Here is a 20222-nt window from a genome sequence, read left to right on the forward strand (position 1 = left end):
TTACGAAGCCTTGCTGCCGTGGAACTGTTCGCCCGCATCGCCTAGCTAAGCGCGCCGCCTATTTTTGAACAGGTGGGGTTTATGGAGCGCTTACGGTGATGTTGCTCAACCTCTGCAAGCCTGGTGAGTACACGGATGATTTGTTTGCTATATCACAGCCGGCAGAGGTGACTCGGGTGATGACGGTGCTGGACCAGATCAACGAACGATGGGGCCGGGGGACGCTGCGTTCGGCCAGTGTGCCTGTGGATCCTGACTGGGGCATGCGGCGTGAAATGATGAGTCAGAGCTATACGACGAAGCTTGATCAGCTTTGGGAGGTTTCATGCACGTAACTAGGTTGGCAGATTTTAATCTTTATTAGGTTAAACCAGATGAGCTTGCCCCCAAGTAATTTGATAAATATCTACCGCACCTCCCCCCCTAAGGGAGGTGCAAGTGGATAATTTTCAGGCCGTTCTATGTATTGGCTTTACTTATATTGTTGTCAATGCCTAATTGCCTTAAGAGTTGCGACCAATTCAGGGGCGAGTTCATGAACGAAGGCGAGCTGTGCTTCTGATACGGGCTCCCCGTGTATGGCGTAAGAACATATTGAATAGACCTCCCGAATTGCTGATACAAGTCTTGGTTCAAGCAAGTTGGACTCGGATAGGTGTCTTGCTAACTGTTGAATTGGAATTACACGTCTATGTCGTGAAGAGTTATCAGTATCAATCTGAAGCTCTTCTGCGATTCTTCGCATTTCTAATTCAATGTTGTACCTTGCTGCAAACAAAAAGGCTGTGTCGTCTGGAGCTGTAATTGGAACGGGGGCAGGTGGAAGTGGTACACCATGTGCAGCTAAGGCATCAATGAGAGCAGATTTGATACGAGCCTCTAAATCAGGAAGCTGAGCATCTGCTGCTGGCAAGGGTAGATTGAAATGTGGGCTGAACGTGGTGCGCACGTCTACAGCGTTACGAACGTCACTACGGATTTCCGATACTTGTGCGGTCAGAAATCCTTTCAATTCATCCATTTCTTGTTTGAGCTTTAGACCAAACATGGATACTTCATTAAAAAGTGGTGCCAGCAACAACGCTATCCATATTACGAATACGACTATGTCCGCTACAGATGCGTTCCCTTTTGTGAGGTCTGGGTAGCGGTTGTATAAGAAATGGGTTAGCGCTGCCGTAAGCAGTGTCCACCATACGATTTTAAACCAATTAGGTAGCTTCAATGTGTAAACCTGCTTTCTCGAAAGTGAGTAGGGTCTTGCTGATATTGATCCAATTAAAAAGGGGGTGTAGCGATAAAAACGGATGTTAGCAACACAGTCGACGTCGTTGATGAAGGGGGGGCTGCGCTGAGTTCGCTGTAGGAAACCGGCCAGCGAAACCTCTCCATCCTCAGAGACTAACTTATTGAATTTCTTAAGCTCAGTACCGCTACATTCTTTGGGGGCTTTGTTTATTCTTTCCATGCTAAGAAGCCATAACGATTAAGCTAATGGGCCACGAAGCGCGGTCCCAGCGGACGAAGTGAACGCATTGTTATATTTCAATGATTTACTCTGGCTAGGAACTCCGTTATGCCATTAAGCATGAAATTAACTTGTTCCTTTGTGTACTCATTGTATTTTCCATGAGCCGCATTGTTTCTTAAGTCCAGCCATGCTGTTATAGACTTTTGGTCGAGCTTTGTATAAACTTCAGACTTTGCCAGATCAGAGTTTAATCGGTCAGCTTTTTTAGGGATAAGCACACCGTCTTTTTCAAGTTCTGTTTCGATGTTATTTGCTGAGCAGAGTTGACGTAGATTCTCTTCTAAAACGCTGCCAATCATTACGGCTGCGGGATCTTTATATCCTTGCTCTAAAAGATGTTCAGCCATCTCAAGGAAATCATAGAATATTTCCGCTGCAATTAGCTTTTTGACTGTAAATATCCATCCGCCATCAAGCTCATTTTGAATGGAATGCAAGATTGCATGGCTTCTTTTGGCGCTAGATTCAAGGTTTCTAGGCGTTGCAGAATCATATTCTGAGTAATATGAATGGCTATTTCCATAAGTCATCGAAATGAAAGATAGCGTTGAAGCTCTAAGTCCAGCCATTGCTCCAGCGTCTACGTGGTCTTCGCCATATTGGTTGAATTTTTTTGTTGCTAATACCTTCTCAGATTGCTCAATTAGCTGGGCGACCCTTCTCGACAGATCTTTCGGTTGCATGTAATTCCCTTTGTCACATAACTATTAGGCCACATCCCATTTCGCAATGGCGTGTCGTTTAAAGTTTCTTGTCGTCCTATAAGTCCTTGTCTAGCGTAGAGGTGGCGCGGCAAACGCGACATTGCTCAGGGAAAAACGCGACATGGATGACGGCAAGCCCTGCAGCCTACTAGAGTCGAATGCAGCTTCTGTGACACTACTCATTTGCTATCATCGTGTCCACCGTCAAATTTTGGCCGGTTGCTGCCATACACAACTGAATGCTTCCGACCAAAAAAGTGGCCCCTAAGCGCAGAATGAAGGCTAAGGAGCTTGATCACTATTATGGATGCTCCGAACACTACGTCAGATAACCGGGTAGCCTCATCCAGTGCTCGCAAAGGGGTATGCAAGTCGAGAGGTGTCTATGGATTATCCCCGACTTCCAGCGAAGCCATCTGTTCTACCTGCGACGTCAGCTCCATTGCCGCCGCCTCCAGCGCGAACTGGTAGTCATAGATCCTTTCCAAAACATCGGGCAGGGAGTAATCATCTGACAAAGGGTCGACCCCTTTCGAGAAAGTGTAATAGTCAGCTAATCCCACAGACACGGGCTTAAAATATATCTAAACCCTATCCTATTCATTCTTGGAGTTGAATTTTTGATCCTGCTGAAGTGTTGGATCACGCTACGTGTCTAATGCGTGCGGAATGTGTTCCACGCCGCAGTATCAAAGTGCATGGCTGCCATTACCTCAAACAAATACAGCTCCACGTCGTTGCTGATCTCAATAAATGAGACCGACATCTCCCGGAGCCGGCTCTGGGCAGACAAGAAAACTTCACGAAATTTGTCATCCATCATTGCTTGGTCGCGCTTCATTTCGTGCGGAAAATCTTCACTTGCCATTCGATAGACCAAGCTCGCGCTGAAATGCGACTGGAAGTTCAAGTGCTGGACCAGTCGTTTGATGACTCCTCGAGAGATACCTACGTAGACAGGTTTACCTGCATTGATGAAGACGTAGCAGCCGGGAAAGTCGCTTGATCGACCAAGCCGGGATAATATCTCCTTGGTTGGACTCTTAAACCCAACAAATTTTTGCGCCGGTATAGGGTGAGCAAGTGCCTCGATAAGCCGCATCATGTGGGCTGGGAGAACGACTGAAGCAAGCGTCTCAAAAGATTCTGAACAGTTGTCGATAGGCATACACACATCTCGTGTTGAAGTATCTCGTGAGTCATACCACGGCCGCACGTCCGGAGTCGAAGAGTCGTAAAGTACTATGTCGAATCCGGCCGAGAGAAACACAACATGGTACCGCTCCACTGTCAGGCATTATTTGACGATTGCTTAAAATTTGCTACAAAACCTAGCGATCCAATATTGCTGGTTAGACGGGCCGGGGCCTCGGTGGATTACTAAGTCCAATCCATCATCGGACGGATCGTTTCTCTAAAGCATCGAGCGCCGAGCGTGGGGCAAAAATGGGGCAAACCATACGCCAATCTATGCCATCCAATGCCAAATATGCGTTTATCCAACTGGATGAATGCACGCATTACAGCCAGCAACCACGGGCCTATCCCAAAAATCCCTTACATACCCCTACACAATCGGGGTGTGAGAGGACAGATCGGACGTGTTTTTACTCATTGGATAATAGGCAAATTCGTTGAAAGGAGTGGGGCAAAGGTGGGGCACTCGGCCCTGCTGATTTTGCAATGGCCGCAAGGTTAACACGCGAGGTCGGCCCTTCGCAGGTCGCAAACGGATAGGTAAAACGCAAAGTGGGATGGCGCATTTGTTTAAATGCGCAACGCTTCTGCAGGGACGTGTCGCTGTTGGCACGCAGCCGAAAATACCTCCCTCAGTACGATGAGGCGATCGCCTTGGCCAGTTGCATGTCGGACATAAGAGGCGAGGCGTAGGTCGAGCGATAGTACCGAGATGCCTGTTCGAACTCAGCACCGCGGATCTCGCCGTCCGAACCGATAAAGGCAAGGGCATCGGTTTTGGACGATGTGAAAAGCTTTGGCGCATCGGTCGTGAGAGCGCTGGCTCCCCCAATCAGGATGGTGGGCACGAACGTCGTGTACATCAGCGCTTTATCGAAAGGGTTGGCGTTTTCTGCGGCCACTGCTGGGGCGCCGATCAATACCATGACAGCGATTGCCAGAGTCTTCCATGAGTCCATTCTTCGAAGCTTCCATTTCTATAAGAGGGGGGCACGATAGCAGAGCTGGTCACTTTGCAGATATAAGGCGCCGTCGGCACTGGGGCGGGTTGCCATGCTTGACGGGGTGGTTTTTAACGCTGTGCTCTCGACTCATCAGTTCGCCCCATAGAAATGGTTCAGCACTATCAATTCAATCACCGCGACGAAACAGCACAGCACAATGAACCCGGGGCTGAAGACCCGCTTGCGATTAGAGCCCCAGCCGCCCAGCGAACTGAAGTCTGCGCCGTCGGAGATCAACATTAGGAGCGCCAGCACGGCGTATATCCACGCCTTGCCCCAGAAGCTCTGATTTCTCCATTCGGTCATTCGTGGTCTTCCGCATACCGCTTTAAATTGAGGTGAATGGGCGTTGGCGGCAAGGTTAGCACGCAAGGTTGGGGGCTTCGCAGGTCATGAACGGATAGGTAGAACGTAAATAAAAGTGCGGGCGACCCTTTTTGTCCCTTAGCCCATCCTGATCAACGCTTCATTGCGTTGCACTGAGTGCGCAAATCGCTATTGCTGATGTTTTCGCAGCTGGAGCCACTTTGCTGGGCGTTGCAGTAGGCTCGTTGGTCAGAGTCGCTGATGCTGGTGCAACTTGCCGCAAAGGTGTACCCACTGAACATCAACAAAATGGCAAGCACGAGTTTCATTGTTTTCTTCCTTGGCTCGCCAGGAATCAGCCTGGCGCTGTTTGAGCGCATCGCATCAAGTACCGCGGTGATCATGCCAAATTGACATTATTTTGCCCGGAAGTTCCGCTGATGTGCATGGAATATGCAAATTAGCATTTGCCAACCCCAAAAACTCCCGTCACTATCGCCGCTATGCAAAAACGCAACGTTTCTATCGTCTTAAGAGAACTGCTGGACCGCGACCGGATCTCCCCCACGGAGCTTCACCGGCGTACTGGCGTGCCTCAATCCACGTTGTCCCGGATTCTCAGCGGCAAGATCGTTGATCCGTCGGATAAACACATCTCGCGCATCGCCGAGTACTTCCGCGTCAGCACCGATCAACTGCGCGGGCGCGCGGCGGTGGGGGCTTTGCGCGATGACGGGCGCGACCCGATGCATTCGGAACTCAAGGATATAAGCCTGTGGGACGATGACACCCCCGTTAATGATGACGAGGTGTCGATCCCCTTTCTGCGCGAGGTTGAATTGGCTGCTGGATCAGGAAGATTCGTCATCGAGGAAAGCGAGAAGGCCAGCCTGCGTTTTGGAAAGCGCAGCCTGCGGCATAACGGTGTGCAGTTCGACCAGGCCAAGTGTGTAACGGTGCGCGGCAACAGTATGTTGCCGGTACTGCGCGACGGCGCGACGGTCGGCGTAAATGCTGGCAAAAGTGGCATCGGCGACATCGTCGATGGCGACTTGTATGCCATCAATCACAATGGCCAGCTGCGGGTTAAACAGCTCTATCGCCTGCCTTCCGGGATTCGCCTGCGCAGTTTCAATCGCGATGAACACCCGGATGAGGACTACAGCTTCCAGGATATCCAGGATGAGCAGATCAGCATCCTTGGGCATGTGTTCTGGTGGGGTATGTACGCCCGTTGACCTCCTTGCGTAAGAGAGAGCCCGCCATCGAGCGGGCTTTTTTTCGTCTGTAGAAAATCGCCAAACCCTTTGCCCGTAAGGTCGAAAATGCATTTGTGCATGAGTTGGCTGAAAATAAATGCACTAGTGCATTGACTGTATATGCATACATGCATATCCTTCATCTCAAGCCAGCCAATAAGGTGGTGGAGGCGGCAAGGATGCTGCCAAGGAAGACAAGGAAGGCACGCAACATCGGCAGGGACGCCATCAGAGCGATGGCAGGGACGCCAGCCAACACCGGCAAGGATGCCGACGCTCTTTAGTGACACCGCTTCAGCAACAGGCAGCGATGAACCGGCCTTAACGGTTCAGAGGGTTGGCAACTGACCCGGGTGTGCAGCGTAAAGCACCAGAAGCAGTTATCCGGCAGACAGGGATCGTGGTCGGAAAAACATCGAGGAAAGATCCGTACCGCGCCAGTAGCGCCGAAAGATCGAAGCTGGACCGCATTACTGAAAAGCCTGGGCAACCGGGCTTTTTGGAATGCCTACCTATACATGGATTTACCCAAAAGCCGGTGTTTGCCGGCGTTACTCAGCCAGGAGGCGTGACATGACAAACGAGCAGCAAGCGTTAGCGGAAATGCCTATCTGGCTGGTGATCGCACTGGCGCTGATTGGCGGTGTATCCGGCGAAATGTGGCGCGCCGACAAGGAGGGCGCCCGCGGTTGGTCGCTGGTCCGGCGCCTGGCCCTGCGGTCTGGGGCGTGCATGGTCTGCGGGGTCTCGGCATTGATGCTGTGCTACGCCGCCGGCATGTCGATCTGGACCGCCGGCGCCATTGGTTGCCTGACGGCCATGGCCGGCGCGGACGTCGCCATCGGCCTTTATGAACGCTGGGCGGCCAAGCGCATCGGGGTCAACGAAGCGCCCACATCCCGCTCGGATCAGCAGTAACTGCTGCAAGGACGCAACTGATGACACTTATCGAAAAACCCTCCCAACTGCCTGTGGCCATTGAGGGGGCGCTGAAGCGTGCCTTCCCGCAACTGCAGGTAGGCAACCACCAGGACGTTGGCGGCGCCGGGGATCACACCGGCGTGCTGATCAGCGTGGAACGCAACGGCCCCGGCGTGCGTTCCCGCGAAGGGCGCAAGGCGCATGCCTTGTCGGTATCACTCAGGGTTACGGTCGCCAGCGCGGCGGCGCCTTTTGACGCGTGTGACCTGGCCAGCCAATTGATGGACCTGGCCCTGGATAACCGCTGGGGCCTGCCGTCGGACCAGTGCGATTTACCCACGGCTGTCGTCGCGGCGCCCTCTGGGCTCGCCAGCGCCGAAACGGACTACGACACCTGGACCGTGTCTTTCACCCAAACCCTCTATCTCGGCCCGTCATTGATCGAGGATCCCACCGGCACACCGCTGTTTGCCCGCACCTGGGAAGTCTCGGACATCGACGATCCGGATCAATATCGGCCCCTGCAGGAGTAGGCCATGTTCGACGCATTGTTACGCATGCAACTGGGGCCGATTGTCGAGCGCCTGGCGGAAATGGAAGCCCAGCTCGAAGACCTGTATCGACGCGCGGACAGTTTCTGCCGCATTGGCGTGTGCCAGGAGGTCGACGCTGCCAGCAATACCTGCAAGGTCAGCCATGGTGAGTTGCTTACCCCGGCGATTCGATTCTTCAACCCCAGCGCCGGTGCGCAGACCGAAACCCGTATTCCGTCGGTGGGCGAGCAATGCCTGTTGCTTAACTACGGCGGCGGGGAAGGGGGCACGCAGTCGGTGGCGCTGTTCGGGCTGAACAGCAGTCTGTTTCCTCCCGTGTCCAGCGTCGCCTCGCTGACCCGGCGGCGCCATCAGGATGGCACCCAAAGCGACTACGACGATGCCAGTCACACCTTCAACTGGATTAACGGCCCAACCACGTTCAGCGGATCCCGCGAACAGGTCGACGTCAAGGTCGGCGCTGCCAGCCTGACCCTGAGTGCCCAGGGCATCACCCTGCAACTCGGCGCCACCGGCCTCACGCTGGATGCCGTCGGCGTGCATTTGAGCGGCCCGCTGGTGGATCACCAGGGCCGCGTGATCAGCCGCGCATAAGGATTTGCCATGATCGGAATCGATAGGAACACCGGGGCAGCCGTGGATGACTGGCTGCAATTCGTACAGCGTGCCACCCGAGCGCTGACCACCCCCTTGAGCACTCGCCAGAAGCGCCCGTTGTACGGCTCGATGATCCCGCAACTGCTCGGCCAGAACCTTGGTGATGACCTGTTGATCCTCGCCCAAAGCCACGCGGCGCAAGCGTTCTACAACCGCCAGAACGGCATTGCCGACTTCCAGCCCCAGGTCATCGTCGCCACCCGCCAGGGCGCCGGGTTATTGCTGCGTTTTGCCGGTACCTGGAAAAACCGCCAACAATCCTTCGAGGTCGTGACATGAGCATGCTGATCCCAGGCCAGAACCAATTGGCGGAGCCGGCGATTATCGCGGTCGATGAGTTCGAACCGCTGCTGGCGGAGTTCAAGGCGTTTGTCGTCGACTACGTCGCCACCCGCGCGCCGCAAAGCGCGGCCAGACTCAAGGTCAGCCTCGACAACGAGAGCGAGCTGCTGACCCTGGCCCTGGAAGCTTTTTGCGTACGCCTGCAAACCCACGAACGCAAATACAACGCCCGCATCAAGCAGATGCTGGCGTGGTGGGCCACCGGCAGCAACCTGGATGCACGCCTGGCCGATATGGGCCTGGAGCGCCAAGTGCTCGACCCCGGCGACCCGGCGGCTTTCCCACCGGTGCCACCCACCCTGGAAAGCGACGACGACGCGCGCTTGCGCTATTACCTGGCGCCTCACGCGCCGGCGGCGGGTTCGCGGATGCAGTATCGCCGCGAAGTCTTCACCCTCGGTGAGCGGCCGTCGGTCAAGGTGCAAAGCGCCACACCGGGCGTGGTGACCGTCAGCTACACCTTCGATCCGGACGGCTACGCGGCCCGGGTCAAGGATGGCAACGGACGGCGCACGGCGCCTGGCGAAGTGATGGTCACCGTGCTTTCAAGGGAAGGAGACGGCACGCCGTCCGCCGATTTGCTTGACGGCGTGCGTCGACATTTCGCACGGCCCGATGTACGGCCTGAGACCGACCTGGTCACCGTCCAAGGCGCACAAATCCTGCCGTACAAAATTCGCGTGGTGGCCAGGATCAACGCCGGTCCGGATTCCGGACTCACCCAAGTCGCCGCGCAGAAATTGCTGCAAGGCTATGCAGCGTCCTGCCATCGCCTGGAAGGCCGTGTGGACCCAAGTTGGATCGACTATGCGATCCACAGCGCCGGCGCCGCGCAATTGCAGATCCTCGAGCCGCTGGCGCCGATCATCAGCACGGCATTCCAGGCCCCGTATTGCAGGGGCGTCGAGGTGGAGGTGCGCACGCTATGAGTGAACCCAAAGCGAGCTTGTTGCCTGCCAACAGCTCACCGCTGGAGAAGGCTTTGGACCTGGGGTTTGGTACGTTGCTGGAGCGGGTCACCCCACCGTTTCCCGAACTGATGGACCCGGATCGTACACCCGCGGCGTTCTTGCCCTACCTGGCGGCGGACCGGGCGGTCAACGAGTGGAGCGCCACAGGCCCTGAGGCTGAGAAGCGCCTGACCGTCAAACTCGCCTGGCCCACCGCGCGCCGGGCCGGCACCCGGCAGGCCTTGGAAAATGCCGCCAAGGGACTGCAACTCAGCCCTGAAGTGCGCGCCTGGTACGAACAGAAACCACCGGGCGTGCCCTACAGCTTTGCCGTACGCGCCTGGACCGATTTGCCCTACAGCGAAACCATCGATGCCCGACTCGACCGCCGCTTGGCCGATGCCAAAAGCGAACGCGACATCCTGTCGATCTCCGTGGGACTGAGCGCTTTCGGCCGTCACAGCATTGGCGCCGCCACGCTGTGCGGCGAACTCACCATGATCTACCCAAACGTGCTGGCGGGCGTCGAGGCCTCGGGCCGCGCCTTTATGGCGGCCGGTCTGTACAGCGTCGAAACCACCACCCTTTATCCACAGGAGCACTAAATGGCTGACTATTACACCCTGCTCACGAATGCGGGGATCGCCTACGAAACCGCCTGCAAGGCCGCTGGCGTGCCGATCAAACTGGCGCAGATTTCCGTCGGTGACGGCAACGGTGCCGTCTACAACCCCGACGCCAACGCCAAGGCGCTCAAGCGCGAAGTCTGGCGCGGGCCGCTGAATGCGCTGTTCCAGGACGAGAAAAACGCCAACTGGCTGATGGCCGAAGTCACCATTCCATCGGATGTCGGCGGCTGGTATGTGCGGGAAGCCGGACTGTGGACGGACACCGGGATCTTGTATGCCGTCGTTAAATATCCGGAGTCGTATAAACCGGTGCTGGCGACATCGGGATCGGGGAAAGAGTTTTATATTCGCTCAATCTTTGAGACGAGTAATGCGTCGATCGTGACGCTGCTGATTGATGACACGGTGGTGAAGGCAACTCGGGCTTGGGTGATGGACTACCTGGCGAAGGGGACGTATTCCAAGGCTGAGATTGAGGCGATGATTGCTCAGTCCTCGGCGCTGCCGGTGGGGTCCATGGTTGCGTTTCCGGTTGACAATGTTCCGGTGGGATTCCTGGAAATTGATGGCAGCGTGAAGAGTGCCTCGGCCTATCCCGATTTGGCGAAGTTTCTGGGGGCGGCGTTCAATAAGGGGGATGAAGGGGTGGGGAATTTCCGGCTGCCGGAGTCGCGTGGGGAGTTTTTGCGGGGTTGGGATCATGGGCGGGGAGTTGATGCTGGGCGAATGATCTGCTCCTCTCAACTCGATGCATTCCAGGGGTTCACTCCTGCTGGTTCGATCGCCTATTCGAAAAATGACCCCGCTCGATTTAAAGATCTGCGTGGGGTGCCGTGTTTCAACGGCGCTGGTGGCACAACTCCGGCAATTCCATTGGACTGGGACGCCACAGTTGTTTCAGTCGATAGTTGGTCGCTGACCGGCGGATTCATTGTCAGTGATGATGTGCATGGTACGCCACGTGTGGCGTCTGAAACCCGCCCGCGCAACCTCGCGGTGATGTGGTGCATCAAAGCCTGGAGCGCCCCCATCAATCAGGGAAATATCGATATTGCAGCGCTAGCACTGTTGGCAACGCAAGCCACCGAAAACAATCAAGGCACGGCCAAGATCGCAACGCAGCCGATGACGGACGCTGGGCTCGATGACGCCACCATCGTAACGCCGAAGAAGCTGCGCTTCGGCTTTCAATTCATTAAGGGGGTCAATGGAGCGATTATTTTCCCAACCTGGCTAGGAGGATGGATTATTCAATGGGGATCCACCCCCGATATCCCTAACGCTACAGCGGCTACATTTAATTACACCGTACCTTTCCCTACGGCCGCGATCTGCCCAGGGGCTTTTCGTCGCGCCCAAGGTAACAACTCGGCCACCGTATCGACAACGCTAAGTCAGATCACTATCAACAATCGCCCGCACTACACGCCGGATACTTCGGGAACACCAAATCCTTACTATTTCTTTTGCTTTGGTTACTGAGGGGGCGTTATGCGTAAATACCTAGCTTTGAATGACGCTCGAGAAGTGATTGCGCACTTGATTGAGGGCGTGCATGAAATCCCATCAGGTGCCGTCTTGATTGATGCCGAGCGTTGGTATGAAGTCACACAGAACATTGGCTATACATGGCACTTTAGCGATGACGGGGTGCTATCCAAACATCCCAAAATTGTTCCTCTTGAGGACCCCGCAAGGTTCGAACGTGAGAGGCGCGATACTGAGTTGGCCGCCGTCATATGGTTGCGCGAGCGCCACCGTGACCAGAAGGAAATTGGCTTTGATACAGCGTTGTCCGATGCACAGTTCGAAGAGTTGTTGTTGTACATGCAAGCCCTGCGCGACTGGCCACAATCGCCGAATTTCCCGGATATTGAGCATAGGCCCCTAAGCCCGACCTGGATCGCCAACCAAACTGAATAACGCCCCGCACCGCCGGGGCGTTTTCATTCCCTCTCTGAATACCTGCCGCGCTGAGCGGTTTTTTTTCGCCTGGAGATCCTACCTATGACCTACCGCCAAACCTACACCGTCCTCATCCCATTCCCAACCGGAGGTGGCCATTGGTCCGCCGTCGGCGAGGAACTGGACCTGCTGGACGTGGAAGCATCCGCCCTGCGCACCGCTGGCCGCCTGGAACTGACCAGCGTCCTCAACGCCACCCCGGCCAAAAAGGCCACTACCAAGAAGGCTGACTAACCATGGCTGAGGTTCTGAACTTCGAGCACAACGGCATCACCGTCAATGCCACTGAATCCCCCGAGGCCATGGGTGGCCTCGGCGATAACGTGATCGGCCTGGTCGGCACCGCGCCGAATGCCCATGCGTCGATCCCGAAAAACGCGCCATTCCGTATCAACAGTTTCACCACCCAGGCGCTGCTGGACCCTACCGGTGCGGAGTCTGGCACGCTGTTCCACGCGGTCTACCAGATCCTCAAAGTGGTCAAGGTGCCGGTCTACGTGGTGATCGTGGAAGAGGGCGCCACCCCGGCGGACACCCTCAACAATGTAATCGGCGGCAACGAGCCGGTCACCGGTCGCAAGCTGGGCCTGGCGGCACTGGCCAGCGTGCCGGAAGACCTGACCATTATCGGCGCCCCAGGCTTCACCGGTACCAAGGCTGTGGCGGGTGAGTTCGCGGCCTTCGGCAAGCGCATCAAGGCCCGTGTGGTGCTGGATGGCAAGGACGCGGCGGTGGCCGACCAGGTGACCTACAGCGGCGAACTGGGCGGTGCCGAGCTTGGTTTCGACCGTTGCCTGCTGGTGCACAACATGCCGTCGGTGTACTCCAAGGCGGCGAAGAAAAACGTGTTCCTTGCGCCGTCGTCCCTGGCGATCGCTGCGCTGGCCAAGGTCAAGCAATGGGAAAGCCCGGGTAACCAGGTGACGTTCGCCGAGGACGTTTCCCGCGTGGTCGAGTACAACATCCTCGACACCTCCACCGAAGGCGACCTGCTCAACCGTTACGGCGTGAGCTACTACGCCCGCACCATCCTCGGCGGTTTTTCGCTGCTGGGTAACCGCTCCATCACCGGCAAGTTCATCAGCTATGTCGGGCTGGAAGATGCCATCAGCCGCAAGCTGGTCAAGGCGGGCCAGAAAGCCATGGCCAAGAACCTCACCAAGTCCTTCATGGACCAGGAGGTCAAGCGCATCAACGACTGGCTGCAAACCCTGGTCGCCGACGAAACCATTCCCGGCGGCAGCGTGTACCTGCACCCGGAGCTCAACAGTGTCGAGAAGTACAAGAACGGCACCTGGTTCATCGTTATCGATTACGGCCGCTATGCGCCGAACGAACACATGATTTATCAACTCAACGCCCGCGATGAAATCATCGAGCAGTTCCTGGAGGACGTTCTCTAATGTTTACCAATCGAGTCAGACAGGCCATTGCGGCCACCCTTCAAGGCCTGCCGTTGTCCGCGACGGTCGAGGAGTTCACTCCGCCGAAGATCGAGTTCGACATGGAGTCCATGTCCGGCGGGCGCTTTATCGCCGAAGAAATGGCCAAGAGCGGCAAGGTGCTCAATGCCACCCTGGTGCTGCAAGGTGCCGGCCCGGAAATCATGCTGGCCCTGGGCGTGCGCCTGGGGGATGACATCCTGCTGAACGTGCGGGAAGCCGGCCAGGATCAGGACGGCAAGACCTACTTCACCTATCACACGGTCGGCGGCAAGCTGAAATCCCTGGTCGAAGCCAAGTTGAAGATGGGCGACAAGGCTCTCACCACGCTTGAGCTTTCCTGCCGCACTTACAACCGCCTGGAAAACGGCATCCCGGTCATCGACATCGACGTGCGCACCCAGAAGTTCGTGCTCAATGGTGTCGACATCCTCGGCGATGCCCGCCGTGCGGTGCTGATGCCGTAACTCCCCGGGGGCGGGCGTGCTCGCCCCTTACTTCATCAAGGAATTGCCCCATGGCCTGGATGCCACCGCTGCACCTCCTGCTGTCTCCGATCACCGCCGACACCGGCGCGACGATCCAGCAGGTGCAACTCAAGCCGCTGTACTACGCCGCGCAAAAAGAAGCGCTGGCCCGGGCCGGTGACGACGAGGACGATCAGTTTTTCGAACTGGCGAAACTCGCCACCGGCCTGTCGGAAAAAGAGCTCGACCAGCTCAAGCGCCCGGACTACGTGACCATCGCCCAATACGTACATGAGATGTCGACGCGCCCTGCGTCGTTTTTCCGCGGTGAGGCTGAGGAATCGGCCCACGACCAGCCGGTCCGATTGTTGCTGCCCCTCGAGGCTGCGGGTCGCAGCCTCACCGTTCTGCCCCTGGAAATGCCCGCCCTGCGCGCCACCAAGGTGATGAAAAAACTCCCCACCAACAAAGAGCGCGCCGAGTTCATCACTGCTCACTGCACTGGCCTGATGATCCCCGATCTTGCCGGCCTGACTGTGCCCGATTGGACGGAACTGCAGGAGCGTATCGACGATTTTTTAAATCAACCGGCGGACTTCTTTCGCAACGCGACATCGATGTAATCCTCGATGTGGTGCCGCTGGTGTATTCGGTCAATGAAGCGGAGATCCTTGCTTGGGACGCCGCAAAAGCATTACGCCGCTACGACATCGCGATCACTCGGCTTGGCGTTAAACAGGAGTAGCGCGGGATGCAAGAGACTAAATACGGGATCAAGCTCGTCCAGGAAGACCTGCGCTGGATGTTCGGCGAGGCGGATCTGGGCAATGCACTCGCCCCGTTTTCCACACGTGCTGTGGCGCCTGTAAGCCTGGAGGCTGCATCGCACCCGCAGTTTACGCTCGGCTCTACGTTGGCCACGCTGAGTGTGGATATCAATGCCCTGACGCAGGAGCAAGTGCGGCTGCGTGAGACGTTGGAAACGCTCAATAGTACGTTGTTCATCAACAGCAACTCTTTGGCACCGAGAGAGGCTGGTGTCACTGCGGGCGCGTTGAAAAATGAGCCGAAGGCGCCGCCTGCCGATCCTTCTGCCGACGCGGGCAAGTCGGCCTTGGATACGTTATGGGACTCTGCCAAGAGCAAAGCCGCGGATAAACTTATTGATCTTGCTATCGACAAGATTGGCAAGATGATCAAAGGCCGTAAAAAAATCGGTGGGCGCGGCTCACCGCTTCGTCGTGTGTCCGAACGCACCGGTAACTGGGTAGGGGGCTCGCAAATGGGCTTTCATTCGGGAGCCCCCTTGCAAGGCTTGCAATCCTTTGTCGGTGCAGTGCCCAGCTCGCCGAATATCCCCGCCGGTGGACTAACCGGAGTACTTGCCAAACTTGAGTCAACCGGCGTTCGCCGACTTGGCCCTCTGAAATATGCCTCCGTCGCCACTGACGTGATCCAAGGTGTCCGCAATGGCGACGCAAAAGCCGTCGGCTCAGGCCTCAGCACCGCCGGTGGCGCCTGGGCCGGTGCCTCCGCAGGTGCGGCCATTGGCACGATGGTTTTTCCTGGTGTTGGTACTGCTGTCGGGGGGGCAATCGGTGGTTTGCTGGGCAGTGAGGCGGGAGCCTGGCTCGGTAACCAGTTGTTCGGCTCAAGTGATCGCCTGCCAACGCCCGGTGCGGTGAGCAAGGAACTCAGCGGTGCACGCACGGACAACGTGCAAGTGACCCTCGCCCCGAGCATCCAGATCACCGGTGTAAACCCCGCCGATGCCCAGCAGGTCGTCAACCAGGTGATCCAGGCGCTGCAGTTTCAGTGTCTGCCGATGCTCACCGACACCCTGGGCATCCGACGCAACGCGGCACTGGCCGATCCTCCAGGAGGTGATTGATGCGACAACAAATGGTACTCGGCGACTTTATTTTCGGCTTGTCTCGAGGATTCGCCTATTCCTCGTTGGTCCGTGCCAGCGATGGCGGCTGGAGTGACCTGGCGATTATTGCCAGCAAGTCGCAGTCGCGGCAGAGCGGTCAGAAGCTGGAAAAACTCACATTCGGCGGCACGGCCATGTACGGCGTAGGCATGCAGCGCCTGGACCAATTGCGCGCGCTGCAAAATGCGCGGGCGCCGTTGCCCCTGGTTGACGGCATCGGTCGTAACTGGGGCTTGTGGCGGATCAATTCGATTGTGGAAACCCAGAGCAATGTCATCGATGACGGCACCGCCATGGTCATGGCCTGGACGCTGGAGTTGGAGGAGTTCGCCAATGCGTAGAGTACGAAGTATTGCCGGTGATTCGGTCAACCTGTTGCTTTATCGGGAGGTGGGCCGTTGCGACGACACGGCGGAAGAAACCCTCTGGCGCCTGAACCCCGAGCTTGCCGAATATGGCCCGGTGCTGCCGGCCGGCGTGTGGGTGATCGTACCTGAACTGCACGCTCGGCCCGGAGCTGTGCGACCCGTTTTGGCCTGGGATTAAGGAGGCTGCATGGCACAGGGATTTACGCCTATCGTGGAGTTTTATGGCGCCAACGCGGCGCTGCTCAATCAACGCTTGATGCACTGGAGCCACACCGACGCCGCGGGCATTGAGACCGACCGGCTGGAGCTGACCCTGAATATCGAGGGCCTGGACGGCCTGCCCACGCTGAACGGCAAGATCGGCTTGCGTGCCGGTTACCTGGAATCGGGGTTGGTGGAAAAGGGCGAGTTTGTCGTCACCCAACGCACACCGGTGCTGTTTCCCATGCGCTTGATGATCGTGGCCACCGCGGCGCCCTTCAGCGTGGTCGATGCAACGGGTTACCGCCAGCGTCGATCCGCCAGCTACGGTCCGACCACCCTGGGCGCGCTGTTTCGCCAACTGGTCAGTCGTCACGGCTATTCACCGCGAGTGGCGCCGGCGCTGGAGGGGATTGCGATCGCGCACATTGACCAGTCCAACGAAAGTGACATGGCGTTCATTTCGCGCCTTGCCCGACTTTATAGTGCAGTCACCAAACCGTTCAACGAACTCTATGTATTGGCCGAAGCCGGCCAAGCCAAATCGCTCTCCGGCCAGCTGCTGCCGGAAGTGAGGCTGTCCGTGACGGATGACAATCGCCCCGGTGAACAAAGCTTTATCACCGCCAAGCTCGACGAAAAATCCCGCTCGAAATACCAAGGCTGCCGTGCCAGTTGGTGGGATGCCTCCGCCGGCAAGCAGCGCGTCGTCCAGGTGGGGAATGCGCCGTTCAAGACCTTGCGCCAACGCTGCCAGAACGAAACCGAAGCCCGCGCTGTTGCCGAAGGTGAGCTACGCCGTGTGGGGCGTGAAAATTTGAAGTTGCTGATCGATTGCCCGGGCAATCCATTGTTGGCGGCGGAAGGGTTGTTAGTGCTGGATGAGAGCTGGCCGTCCTATATGCAGGGGCGCTGGTCGATAAAGCAGGTGGTTCATGTCGGCGATCCGGCGACGGGTTACCGCAGTTCGATCACGGCCGGTGGGTTGTCGATATAGCTACTTTTCGAGAGTAAAACCAATGGTGATAACACTCCCCCAACTGCTTGGCGTCATGCCGGATGCCCGCCTTAGAGCGGGCGTTTTTTTAATGCCCTTGAATGCGGCGTTCGTTCGCTTCGAGATTAACCGTGCCAGGCGCATTGCCGCCTTCCTCGCCCAGATCGGCCACGAATCCGGTGAGCTGCGTTACGTGCGCGAACTGGGCAGCGATCACTACCTGGGCAAATACGACACCGGCAGCCTGGCCGCACGCCTGGGCAATAGCCCCGAAGCGGATGGCGACGGCCAGTTGTACCGGGGCCGAGGACTGATCCAGATCACCGGTCGGCGCAATTACCTGGCATGCAGCCAGGCGCTGTTTGGTGATGACCGTCTGTTACGGGAGCCGATGTTGCTGGAGCAACCGCAATGGGCGGTTGAGTCGGCCGCCTGGTTCTGGCAGGTCAATGGCCTGAATGAGCTGGCCGACAAGGACCAGTTCACCAGCATTACACGGCGTATCAATGGCGGGCTGAATGGGCTGGAGGATCGCTTGCGGCTGTGGGCGCGGGCGAAGGCGGTGTTATGCGTTTCCTAGGGGCCTACCAACTGATCGGTGCTTGCCTGTTGGTGGCGGTGACCTGGCAGGTCCAGGCCTGGCGCTTGGGGGGACAGCTTGAGCGTCAGGCTTCTGCCCATGCGCAGGCGCTCAGCCAGCAACGCCAGGCGGCCTTGCATCAACAACAGGCTGAACAAGACAAACGACTGGCCCTGGAGCAACAGCTCAGTGCCAGCGACCAACATCATGCCCGGGAATTGCGCGATGCCCAACATAACCAGGCTGCTCTGCGCGACCGTCTGGCCACTGCTGATGTGCGGTTGTCAGTCCTTCTCGACGCCACCGAACCTGCCCGTGGCTGTGCAATGCCAACCGCCACCGCCACCACCGGCCTGGTTCATGCAGCCGCACGAGCCCGACTTGACCCGGCGCATGCTCAGCGAATTATCGGCATCACCGATGCCGGCGACCAGGGACTGATCGCGCTGCGCGCTTGCCAGGCATATGTGCGCGCTGTCGCCCGCTGATCTCTTGTTCCAGCCTGTCGCTTGCATGAGTGATTTGCTCCTGTAGGGTAGGCAAACCCCCGCCCACTTCTGGAGACCGTCGTGAAGGAAATCACTCAACTTGCCGCTGACCTGGGCCGCCGCCTGCAGGTGCTCAATGCCCACGTCACCACCGCGGAATCCTGTACCGGTGGCGGTATCGCCGAGGCCATTACGCGGATCCCGGGGAGTTCGGCCTGGTTCGAGGCGGGGTATGTCACCTATTCCAATCGGCAGAAGACCCGGCAGCTGAATGTGCCGGAAACCTTGTTTCCAAAGGTTGGGGCGGTCAGCCAGGAAGTGGTGGAGGCCATGGTGCGCGGCGCCCAGGAGAAAAGCCTGGCGCGCTTTGCCGTGGCGGTCAGCGGTGTGGCGGGGCCCGATGGTGGTTCGGTGGACAAGCCGGTGGGCACCGTGTGGCTGGCCTTTGGCGTTGGCGAGGAGGTCACGGCCGAGCTTCAGCACTTCCCTGGCAACCGCGACGAGGTCCGCCGACAAACGGTGAAGGCCGCGCTGGAGGGCTTGTTGCGACGAGCTGCAGCAGAAATAGAAAATCAGGGGTAGGCGATCTCCGATCTTTGTGGAACAATACTGTCTACTTATACAGGTGTTGGCCGTCAGGCCTTATTGATTACGTGAGGACTTTAATGGACGACAACAAGAAGAAAGCCTTGGCTGCGGCCCTGGGTCAGATCGAACGTCAATTCGGCAAGGGTGCCGTAATGCGTATGGGCGATCACGACCGTCAGGCGATCCCGGCTATTTCCACTGGCTCTCTGGGTCTGGACATCGCGCTCGGCATTGGCGGCCTGCCAAAAGGCCGTATCGTTGAAATCTACGGTCCTGAATCTTCCGGTAAAACCACCCTGACCCTGTCGGTGATTGCCCAGGCGCAAAAAATGGGCGCTACGTGCGCGTTCGTCGACGCCGAGCACGCCCTGGATCCTGAATACGCCGGCAAGCTGGGCGTCAACGTTGACGACCTGCTGGTGTCCCAGCCGGACACCGGTGAGCAAGCCCTGGAAATCACCGACATGCTGGTGCGCTCCAACGCCATCGACGTGATCGTGGTCGACTCCGTTGCAGCCCTGGTACCCAAGGCTGAAATCGAAGGCGAAATGGGCGACATGCACGTGGGCCTGCAAGCCCGCCTGATGTCCCAAGCGCTGCGTAAAATCACCGGTAACATCAAGAACGCCAACTGCCTGGTGATCTTCATCAACCAGATCCGCATGAAGATCGGCGTGATGTTCGGTAGCCCGGAAACCACCACCGGTGGTAACGCGCTGAAGTTCTACGCGTCGGTCCGCCTGGACATCCGCCGTACCGGCGCGGTGAAAGAGGGTGACGAGGTGGTCGGTAGCGAAACCCGCGTCAAGGTCGTGAAAAACAAAGTGGCTCCGCCTTTCCGCCAGGCTGAATTCCAGATTCTCTACGGCAAGGGTATCTACCTGAACGGCGAGATGATCGACCTGGGCGTGCTGCACGGCTTCGTTGAAAAATCCGGTGCCTGGTATGCCTACAATGGCAGCAAGATCGGTCAGGGCAAGGCCAACTCGGCCAAGTTCCTGGCGGACAACCCGGATATCGCTGCCACGCTTGAGAAGCAGATCCGCGACAAACTGCTGACCGCAGCACCAGACGTGAAAGCTGCCGCCAACCGCGAGCCGGTTGAAGAAGTAGAAGAAGCCGATACTGACATCTGAAAT

28 protein-coding genes and 1 pseudogene are annotated in these 20222 nt (G+C 57.4%); 23 read left to right on the forward strand and 6 right to left on the reverse strand.

The features are described 5' to 3' along the window. Positions 1 to 95: 95 nt before the first annotated feature. A pseudogene (locus C8K58_RS16190) lies at positions 96 to 335 on the forward strand (DUF4113 domain-containing protein); the annotation flags it as partial. A gap of 152 nt (positions 336 to 487) precedes the next feature. On the opposite strand, the gene C8K58_RS32280 reads toward C8K58_RS16190, so the two are convergent. The 6 genes from C8K58_RS32280 to C8K58_RS16215 form a co-directional block, all read right to left on the reverse strand. Continuing rightward, entirely contained in the window at positions 488 to 1468 is a 981-nt protein-coding gene (locus tag C8K58_RS32280) for a hypothetical protein (RefSeq protein WP_133822124.1), read from the reverse strand. A gap of 77 nt (positions 1469 to 1545) precedes the next feature. Then, positions 1546 to 2214 carry a hypothetical protein gene (locus C8K58_RS16195; protein ID WP_027604574.1) on the reverse strand — a complete coding sequence of 223 codons (669 nt, stop codon included), beginning with the start codon at positions 2212 to 2214 and terminating at the stop codon, positions 1546 to 1548. A gap of 404 nt (positions 2215 to 2618) precedes the next feature. Continuing rightward, the gene (locus C8K58_RS32725) at positions 2619 to 2753 is read right to left on the reverse strand and encodes a hypothetical protein (protein ID WP_256221149.1); all 135 of its coding nucleotides are present in this window, start codon (positions 2751 to 2753) and stop codon (positions 2619 to 2621) included. 137 nt (positions 2754 to 2890) lie between these two features. Further along, positions 2891 to 3403 (reverse strand): hypothetical protein, encoded by a 513-nt coding sequence (locus C8K58_RS16205; RefSeq protein ID WP_027604573.1) that lies wholly within the window; start codon positions 3401 to 3403, stop codon positions 2891 to 2893. Between the two features lie 661 nt (positions 3404 to 4064). Further along, positions 4065 to 4391, reverse strand: coding sequence for a DUF2388 domain-containing protein (locus C8K58_RS16210; RefSeq protein ID WP_027604572.1), 327 nt, complete (start codon positions 4389 to 4391; stop codon positions 4065 to 4067). A 135-nt stretch (positions 4392 to 4526) separates the two neighbouring features. Next, the gene (locus C8K58_RS16215) at positions 4527 to 4742 is read right to left on the reverse strand and encodes a hypothetical protein (protein WP_027604571.1); all 216 of its coding nucleotides are present in this window, start codon (positions 4740 to 4742) and stop codon (positions 4527 to 4529) included. A 261-nt stretch (positions 4743 to 5003) separates the two neighbouring features. Between C8K58_RS16215 and C8K58_RS32410 the strand changes: the two genes are divergently transcribed. From C8K58_RS32410 to recA, 22 genes are all read left to right on the forward strand, one after another. Then, positions 5004 to 5156 (forward strand): hypothetical protein, encoded by a 153-nt coding sequence (locus tag C8K58_RS32410; RefSeq protein ID WP_155954374.1) that lies wholly within the window; start codon positions 5004 to 5006, stop codon positions 5154 to 5156. An 80-nt stretch (positions 5157 to 5236) separates the two neighbouring features. Further along, positions 5237 to 5980, forward strand: coding sequence for an XRE family transcriptional regulator (locus C8K58_RS16220; protein WP_169899530.1), 744 nt, complete (start codon positions 5237 to 5239; stop codon positions 5978 to 5980). Between the two features lie 594 nt (positions 5981 to 6574). After that, the gene (locus tag C8K58_RS16225) at positions 6575 to 6919 is read left to right on the forward strand and encodes a phage holin family protein (RefSeq protein ID WP_027604569.1); all 345 of its coding nucleotides are present in this window, start codon (positions 6575 to 6577) and stop codon (positions 6917 to 6919) included. A gap of 20 nt (positions 6920 to 6939) precedes the next feature. Continuing rightward, positions 6940 to 7455 carry a hypothetical protein gene (locus C8K58_RS16230; RefSeq protein ID WP_027604568.1) on the forward strand — a complete coding sequence of 172 codons (516 nt, stop codon included), beginning with the start codon at positions 6940 to 6942 and terminating at the stop codon, positions 7453 to 7455. Between the two features lie 3 nt (positions 7456 to 7458). Further along, a complete protein-coding gene (locus C8K58_RS16235) occupies positions 7459 to 8070 on the forward strand; it encodes a phage baseplate assembly protein V (protein ID WP_027604567.1) in 612 nt (203 codons plus the stop codon). A 9-nt stretch (positions 8071 to 8079) separates the two neighbouring features. Then, entirely contained in the window at positions 8080 to 8412 is a 333-nt protein-coding gene (locus tag C8K58_RS16240) for a phage baseplate protein (RefSeq protein WP_027604566.1), read from the forward strand. After that, positions 8409 to 9404, forward strand: a complete 996-nt coding sequence (locus tag C8K58_RS16245) for a baseplate J/gp47 family protein (protein ID WP_027604565.1) — start codon at positions 8409 to 8411, stop codon at positions 9402 to 9404. Before C8K58_RS16240 ends, C8K58_RS16245 begins: the two co-directional genes overlap by 4 nt. After that, positions 9401 to 10030, forward strand: a complete 630-nt coding sequence (locus tag C8K58_RS16250) for a phage tail protein I (protein ID WP_027604564.1) — start codon at positions 9401 to 9403, stop codon at positions 10028 to 10030. Before C8K58_RS16245 ends, C8K58_RS16250 begins: the two co-directional genes overlap by 4 nt. Then, a complete protein-coding gene (locus C8K58_RS16255; protein WP_027604563.1) occupies positions 10031 to 11536 on the forward strand; it encodes a phage tail protein in 1506 nt (501 codons plus the stop codon). A 9-nt stretch (positions 11537 to 11545) separates the two neighbouring features. Further along, complete coding sequence (locus C8K58_RS16260; protein ID WP_081744401.1) at positions 11546 to 11977, forward strand: phage tail assembly chaperone; 432 nt, start codon at positions 11546 to 11548, stop codon at positions 11975 to 11977. Positions 11978 to 12061: 84 nt separating this feature from the next. After that, positions 12062 to 12253 (forward strand): hypothetical protein, encoded by a 192-nt coding sequence (locus C8K58_RS16265; RefSeq protein ID WP_027604561.1) that lies wholly within the window; start codon positions 12062 to 12064, stop codon positions 12251 to 12253. A 2-nt stretch (positions 12254 to 12255) separates the two neighbouring features. Beyond that, a complete protein-coding gene (locus C8K58_RS16270) occupies positions 12256 to 13422 on the forward strand; it encodes a tail protein (protein ID WP_027604560.1) in 1167 nt (388 codons plus the stop codon). After that, entirely contained in the window at positions 13422 to 13928 is a 507-nt protein-coding gene (locus tag C8K58_RS16275) for a phage major tail tube protein (RefSeq protein WP_027604559.1), read from the forward strand. The genes C8K58_RS16270 and C8K58_RS16275 overlap by 1 nt, the downstream gene beginning before the upstream one ends. A gap of 50 nt (positions 13929 to 13978) precedes the next feature. After that, positions 13979 to 14551 (forward strand): phage tail assembly protein, encoded by a 573-nt coding sequence (locus C8K58_RS16280; protein ID WP_027604558.1) that lies wholly within the window; start codon positions 13979 to 13981, stop codon positions 14549 to 14551. Positions 14552 to 14679: 128 nt separating this feature from the next. Further along, entirely contained in the window at positions 14680 to 15819 is a 1140-nt protein-coding gene (locus tag C8K58_RS16285) for a hypothetical protein (RefSeq protein WP_027604557.1), read from the forward strand. Continuing rightward, positions 15819 to 16202: a phage tail protein gene (locus C8K58_RS16290; protein ID WP_027604556.1), complete on the forward strand. Its 384-nt coding sequence runs from the start codon at positions 15819 to 15821 to the stop codon at positions 16200 to 16202. The genes C8K58_RS16285 and C8K58_RS16290 overlap by 1 nt, the downstream gene beginning before the upstream one ends. Further along, entirely contained in the window at positions 16195 to 16407 is a 213-nt protein-coding gene (locus tag C8K58_RS16295) for a tail protein X (protein WP_027604555.1), read from the forward strand. The genes C8K58_RS16290 and C8K58_RS16295 overlap by 8 nt, the downstream gene beginning before the upstream one ends. Before the next feature lie 9 nt (positions 16408 to 16416). Then, complete coding sequence (locus tag C8K58_RS16300) at positions 16417 to 17427, forward strand: contractile injection system protein, VgrG/Pvc8 family (RefSeq protein WP_027604554.1); 1011 nt, start codon at positions 16417 to 16419, stop codon at positions 17425 to 17427. Positions 17428 to 17449: 22 nt separating this feature from the next. Further along, on the forward strand, positions 17450 to 18007 hold the full coding sequence (locus C8K58_RS16305) for a glycoside hydrolase family 19 protein (protein WP_098480294.1): 558 nt from the start codon (positions 17450 to 17452) through the stop codon (positions 18005 to 18007). Further along, complete coding sequence (locus C8K58_RS16310; protein ID WP_043293401.1) at positions 17995 to 18495, forward strand: lysis system i-spanin subunit Rz; 501 nt, start codon at positions 17995 to 17997, stop codon at positions 18493 to 18495. The genes C8K58_RS16305 and C8K58_RS16310 overlap by 13 nt, the downstream gene beginning before the upstream one ends. A gap of 81 nt (positions 18496 to 18576) precedes the next feature. Beyond that, positions 18577 to 19077, forward strand: coding sequence for a CinA family protein (locus C8K58_RS16315; RefSeq protein ID WP_027604550.1), 501 nt, complete (start codon positions 18577 to 18579; stop codon positions 19075 to 19077). Between the two features lie 83 nt (positions 19078 to 19160). After that, entirely contained in the window at positions 19161 to 20219 is a 1059-nt protein-coding gene (gene recA / locus C8K58_RS16320) for a recombinase RecA (protein WP_003189042.1), read from the forward strand. The last annotated feature ends 3 nt before the right edge of the window (positions 20220 to 20222 follow it).

This window comes from Pseudomonas sp. GV047, from assembly GCF_003058245.1.
GTDB lineage: Bacteria > Pseudomonadota > Gammaproteobacteria > Pseudomonadales > Pseudomonadaceae > Aquipseudomonas > Aquipseudomonas marginalis.

Excerpts from the sequence above, each read along its gene's own strand:
- C8K58_RS16300 (WP_027604554.1), top strand. The coding sequence starts at position 16,417 with ATGGCACAGGGATTTACGCCTATCGTGGAGTTTTATGGCGCCAACGCG.
- C8K58_RS16265 (WP_027604561.1), top strand. The coding sequence starts at position 12,062 with ATGACCTACCGCCAAACCTACACCGTCCTCATCCCATTCCCAACCGGA.
- recA (WP_003189042.1), top strand. The coding sequence starts at position 19,161 with ATGGACGACAACAAGAAGAAAGCCTTGGCTGCGGCCCTGGGTCAGATC.
- C8K58_RS16280 (WP_027604558.1), top strand. The coding sequence starts at position 13,979 with ATGGCCTGGATGCCACCGCTGCACCTCCTGCTGTCTCCGATCACCGCC.
- C8K58_RS16205 (WP_027604573.1), bottom strand. The coding sequence starts at position 3,403 with ATGCCTATCGACAACTGTTCAGAATCTTTTGAGACGCTTGCTTCAGTC.
- C8K58_RS16260 (WP_081744401.1), top strand. The coding sequence starts at position 11,546 with ATGCGTAAATACCTAGCTTTGAATGACGCTCGAGAAGTGATTGCGCAC.
- C8K58_RS16210 (WP_027604572.1), bottom strand. The coding sequence starts at position 4,391 with ATGGACTCATGGAAGACTCTGGCAATCGCTGTCATGGTATTGATCGGC.
- C8K58_RS16215 (WP_027604571.1), bottom strand. The coding sequence starts at position 4,742 with ATGACCGAATGGAGAAATCAGAGCTTCTGGGGCAAGGCGTGGATATAC.
- C8K58_RS16250 (WP_027604564.1), top strand. The coding sequence starts at position 9,401 with ATGAGTGAACCCAAAGCGAGCTTGTTGCCTGCCAACAGCTCACCGCTG.
- C8K58_RS16295 (WP_027604555.1), top strand. The coding sequence starts at position 16,195 with ATGCGTAGAGTACGAAGTATTGCCGGTGATTCGGTCAACCTGTTGCTT.
- C8K58_RS16235 (WP_027604567.1), top strand. The coding sequence starts at position 7,459 with ATGTTCGACGCATTGTTACGCATGCAACTGGGGCCGATTGTCGAGCGC.
- C8K58_RS32410 (WP_155954374.1), top strand. The coding sequence starts at position 5,004 with ATGCTGGTGCAACTTGCCGCAAAGGTGTACCCACTGAACATCAACAAA.
- C8K58_RS16245 (WP_027604565.1), top strand. The coding sequence starts at position 8,409 with ATGAGCATGCTGATCCCAGGCCAGAACCAATTGGCGGAGCCGGCGATT.
- C8K58_RS16305 (WP_098480294.1), top strand. The coding sequence starts at position 17,450 with ATGGTGATAACACTCCCCCAACTGCTTGGCGTCATGCCGGATGCCCGC.
- C8K58_RS16310 (WP_043293401.1), top strand. The coding sequence starts at position 17,995 with ATGCGTTTCCTAGGGGCCTACCAACTGATCGGTGCTTGCCTGTTGGTG.
- C8K58_RS16285 (WP_027604557.1), top strand. The coding sequence starts at position 14,680 with ATGCAAGAGACTAAATACGGGATCAAGCTCGTCCAGGAAGACCTGCGC.
- C8K58_RS16255 (WP_027604563.1), top strand. The coding sequence starts at position 10,031 with ATGGCTGACTATTACACCCTGCTCACGAATGCGGGGATCGCCTACGAA.
- C8K58_RS16240 (WP_027604566.1), top strand. The coding sequence starts at position 8,080 with ATGATCGGAATCGATAGGAACACCGGGGCAGCCGTGGATGACTGGCTG.
- C8K58_RS16290 (WP_027604556.1), top strand. The coding sequence starts at position 15,819 with ATGCGACAACAAATGGTACTCGGCGACTTTATTTTCGGCTTGTCTCGA.
- C8K58_RS16225 (WP_027604569.1), top strand. The coding sequence starts at position 6,575 with ATGACAAACGAGCAGCAAGCGTTAGCGGAAATGCCTATCTGGCTGGTG.
- C8K58_RS16230 (WP_027604568.1), top strand. The coding sequence starts at position 6,940 with ATGACACTTATCGAAAAACCCTCCCAACTGCCTGTGGCCATTGAGGGG.
- C8K58_RS16275 (WP_027604559.1), top strand. The coding sequence starts at position 13,422 with ATGTTTACCAATCGAGTCAGACAGGCCATTGCGGCCACCCTTCAAGGC.
- C8K58_RS32280 (WP_133822124.1), bottom strand. The coding sequence starts at position 1,468 with ATGGAAAGAATAAACAAAGCCCCCAAAGAATGTAGCGGTACTGAGCTT.
- C8K58_RS16270 (WP_027604560.1), top strand. The coding sequence starts at position 12,256 with ATGGCTGAGGTTCTGAACTTCGAGCACAACGGCATCACCGTCAATGCC.
- C8K58_RS16195 (WP_027604574.1), bottom strand. The coding sequence starts at position 2,214 with ATGCAACCGAAAGATCTGTCGAGAAGGGTCGCCCAGCTAATTGAGCAA.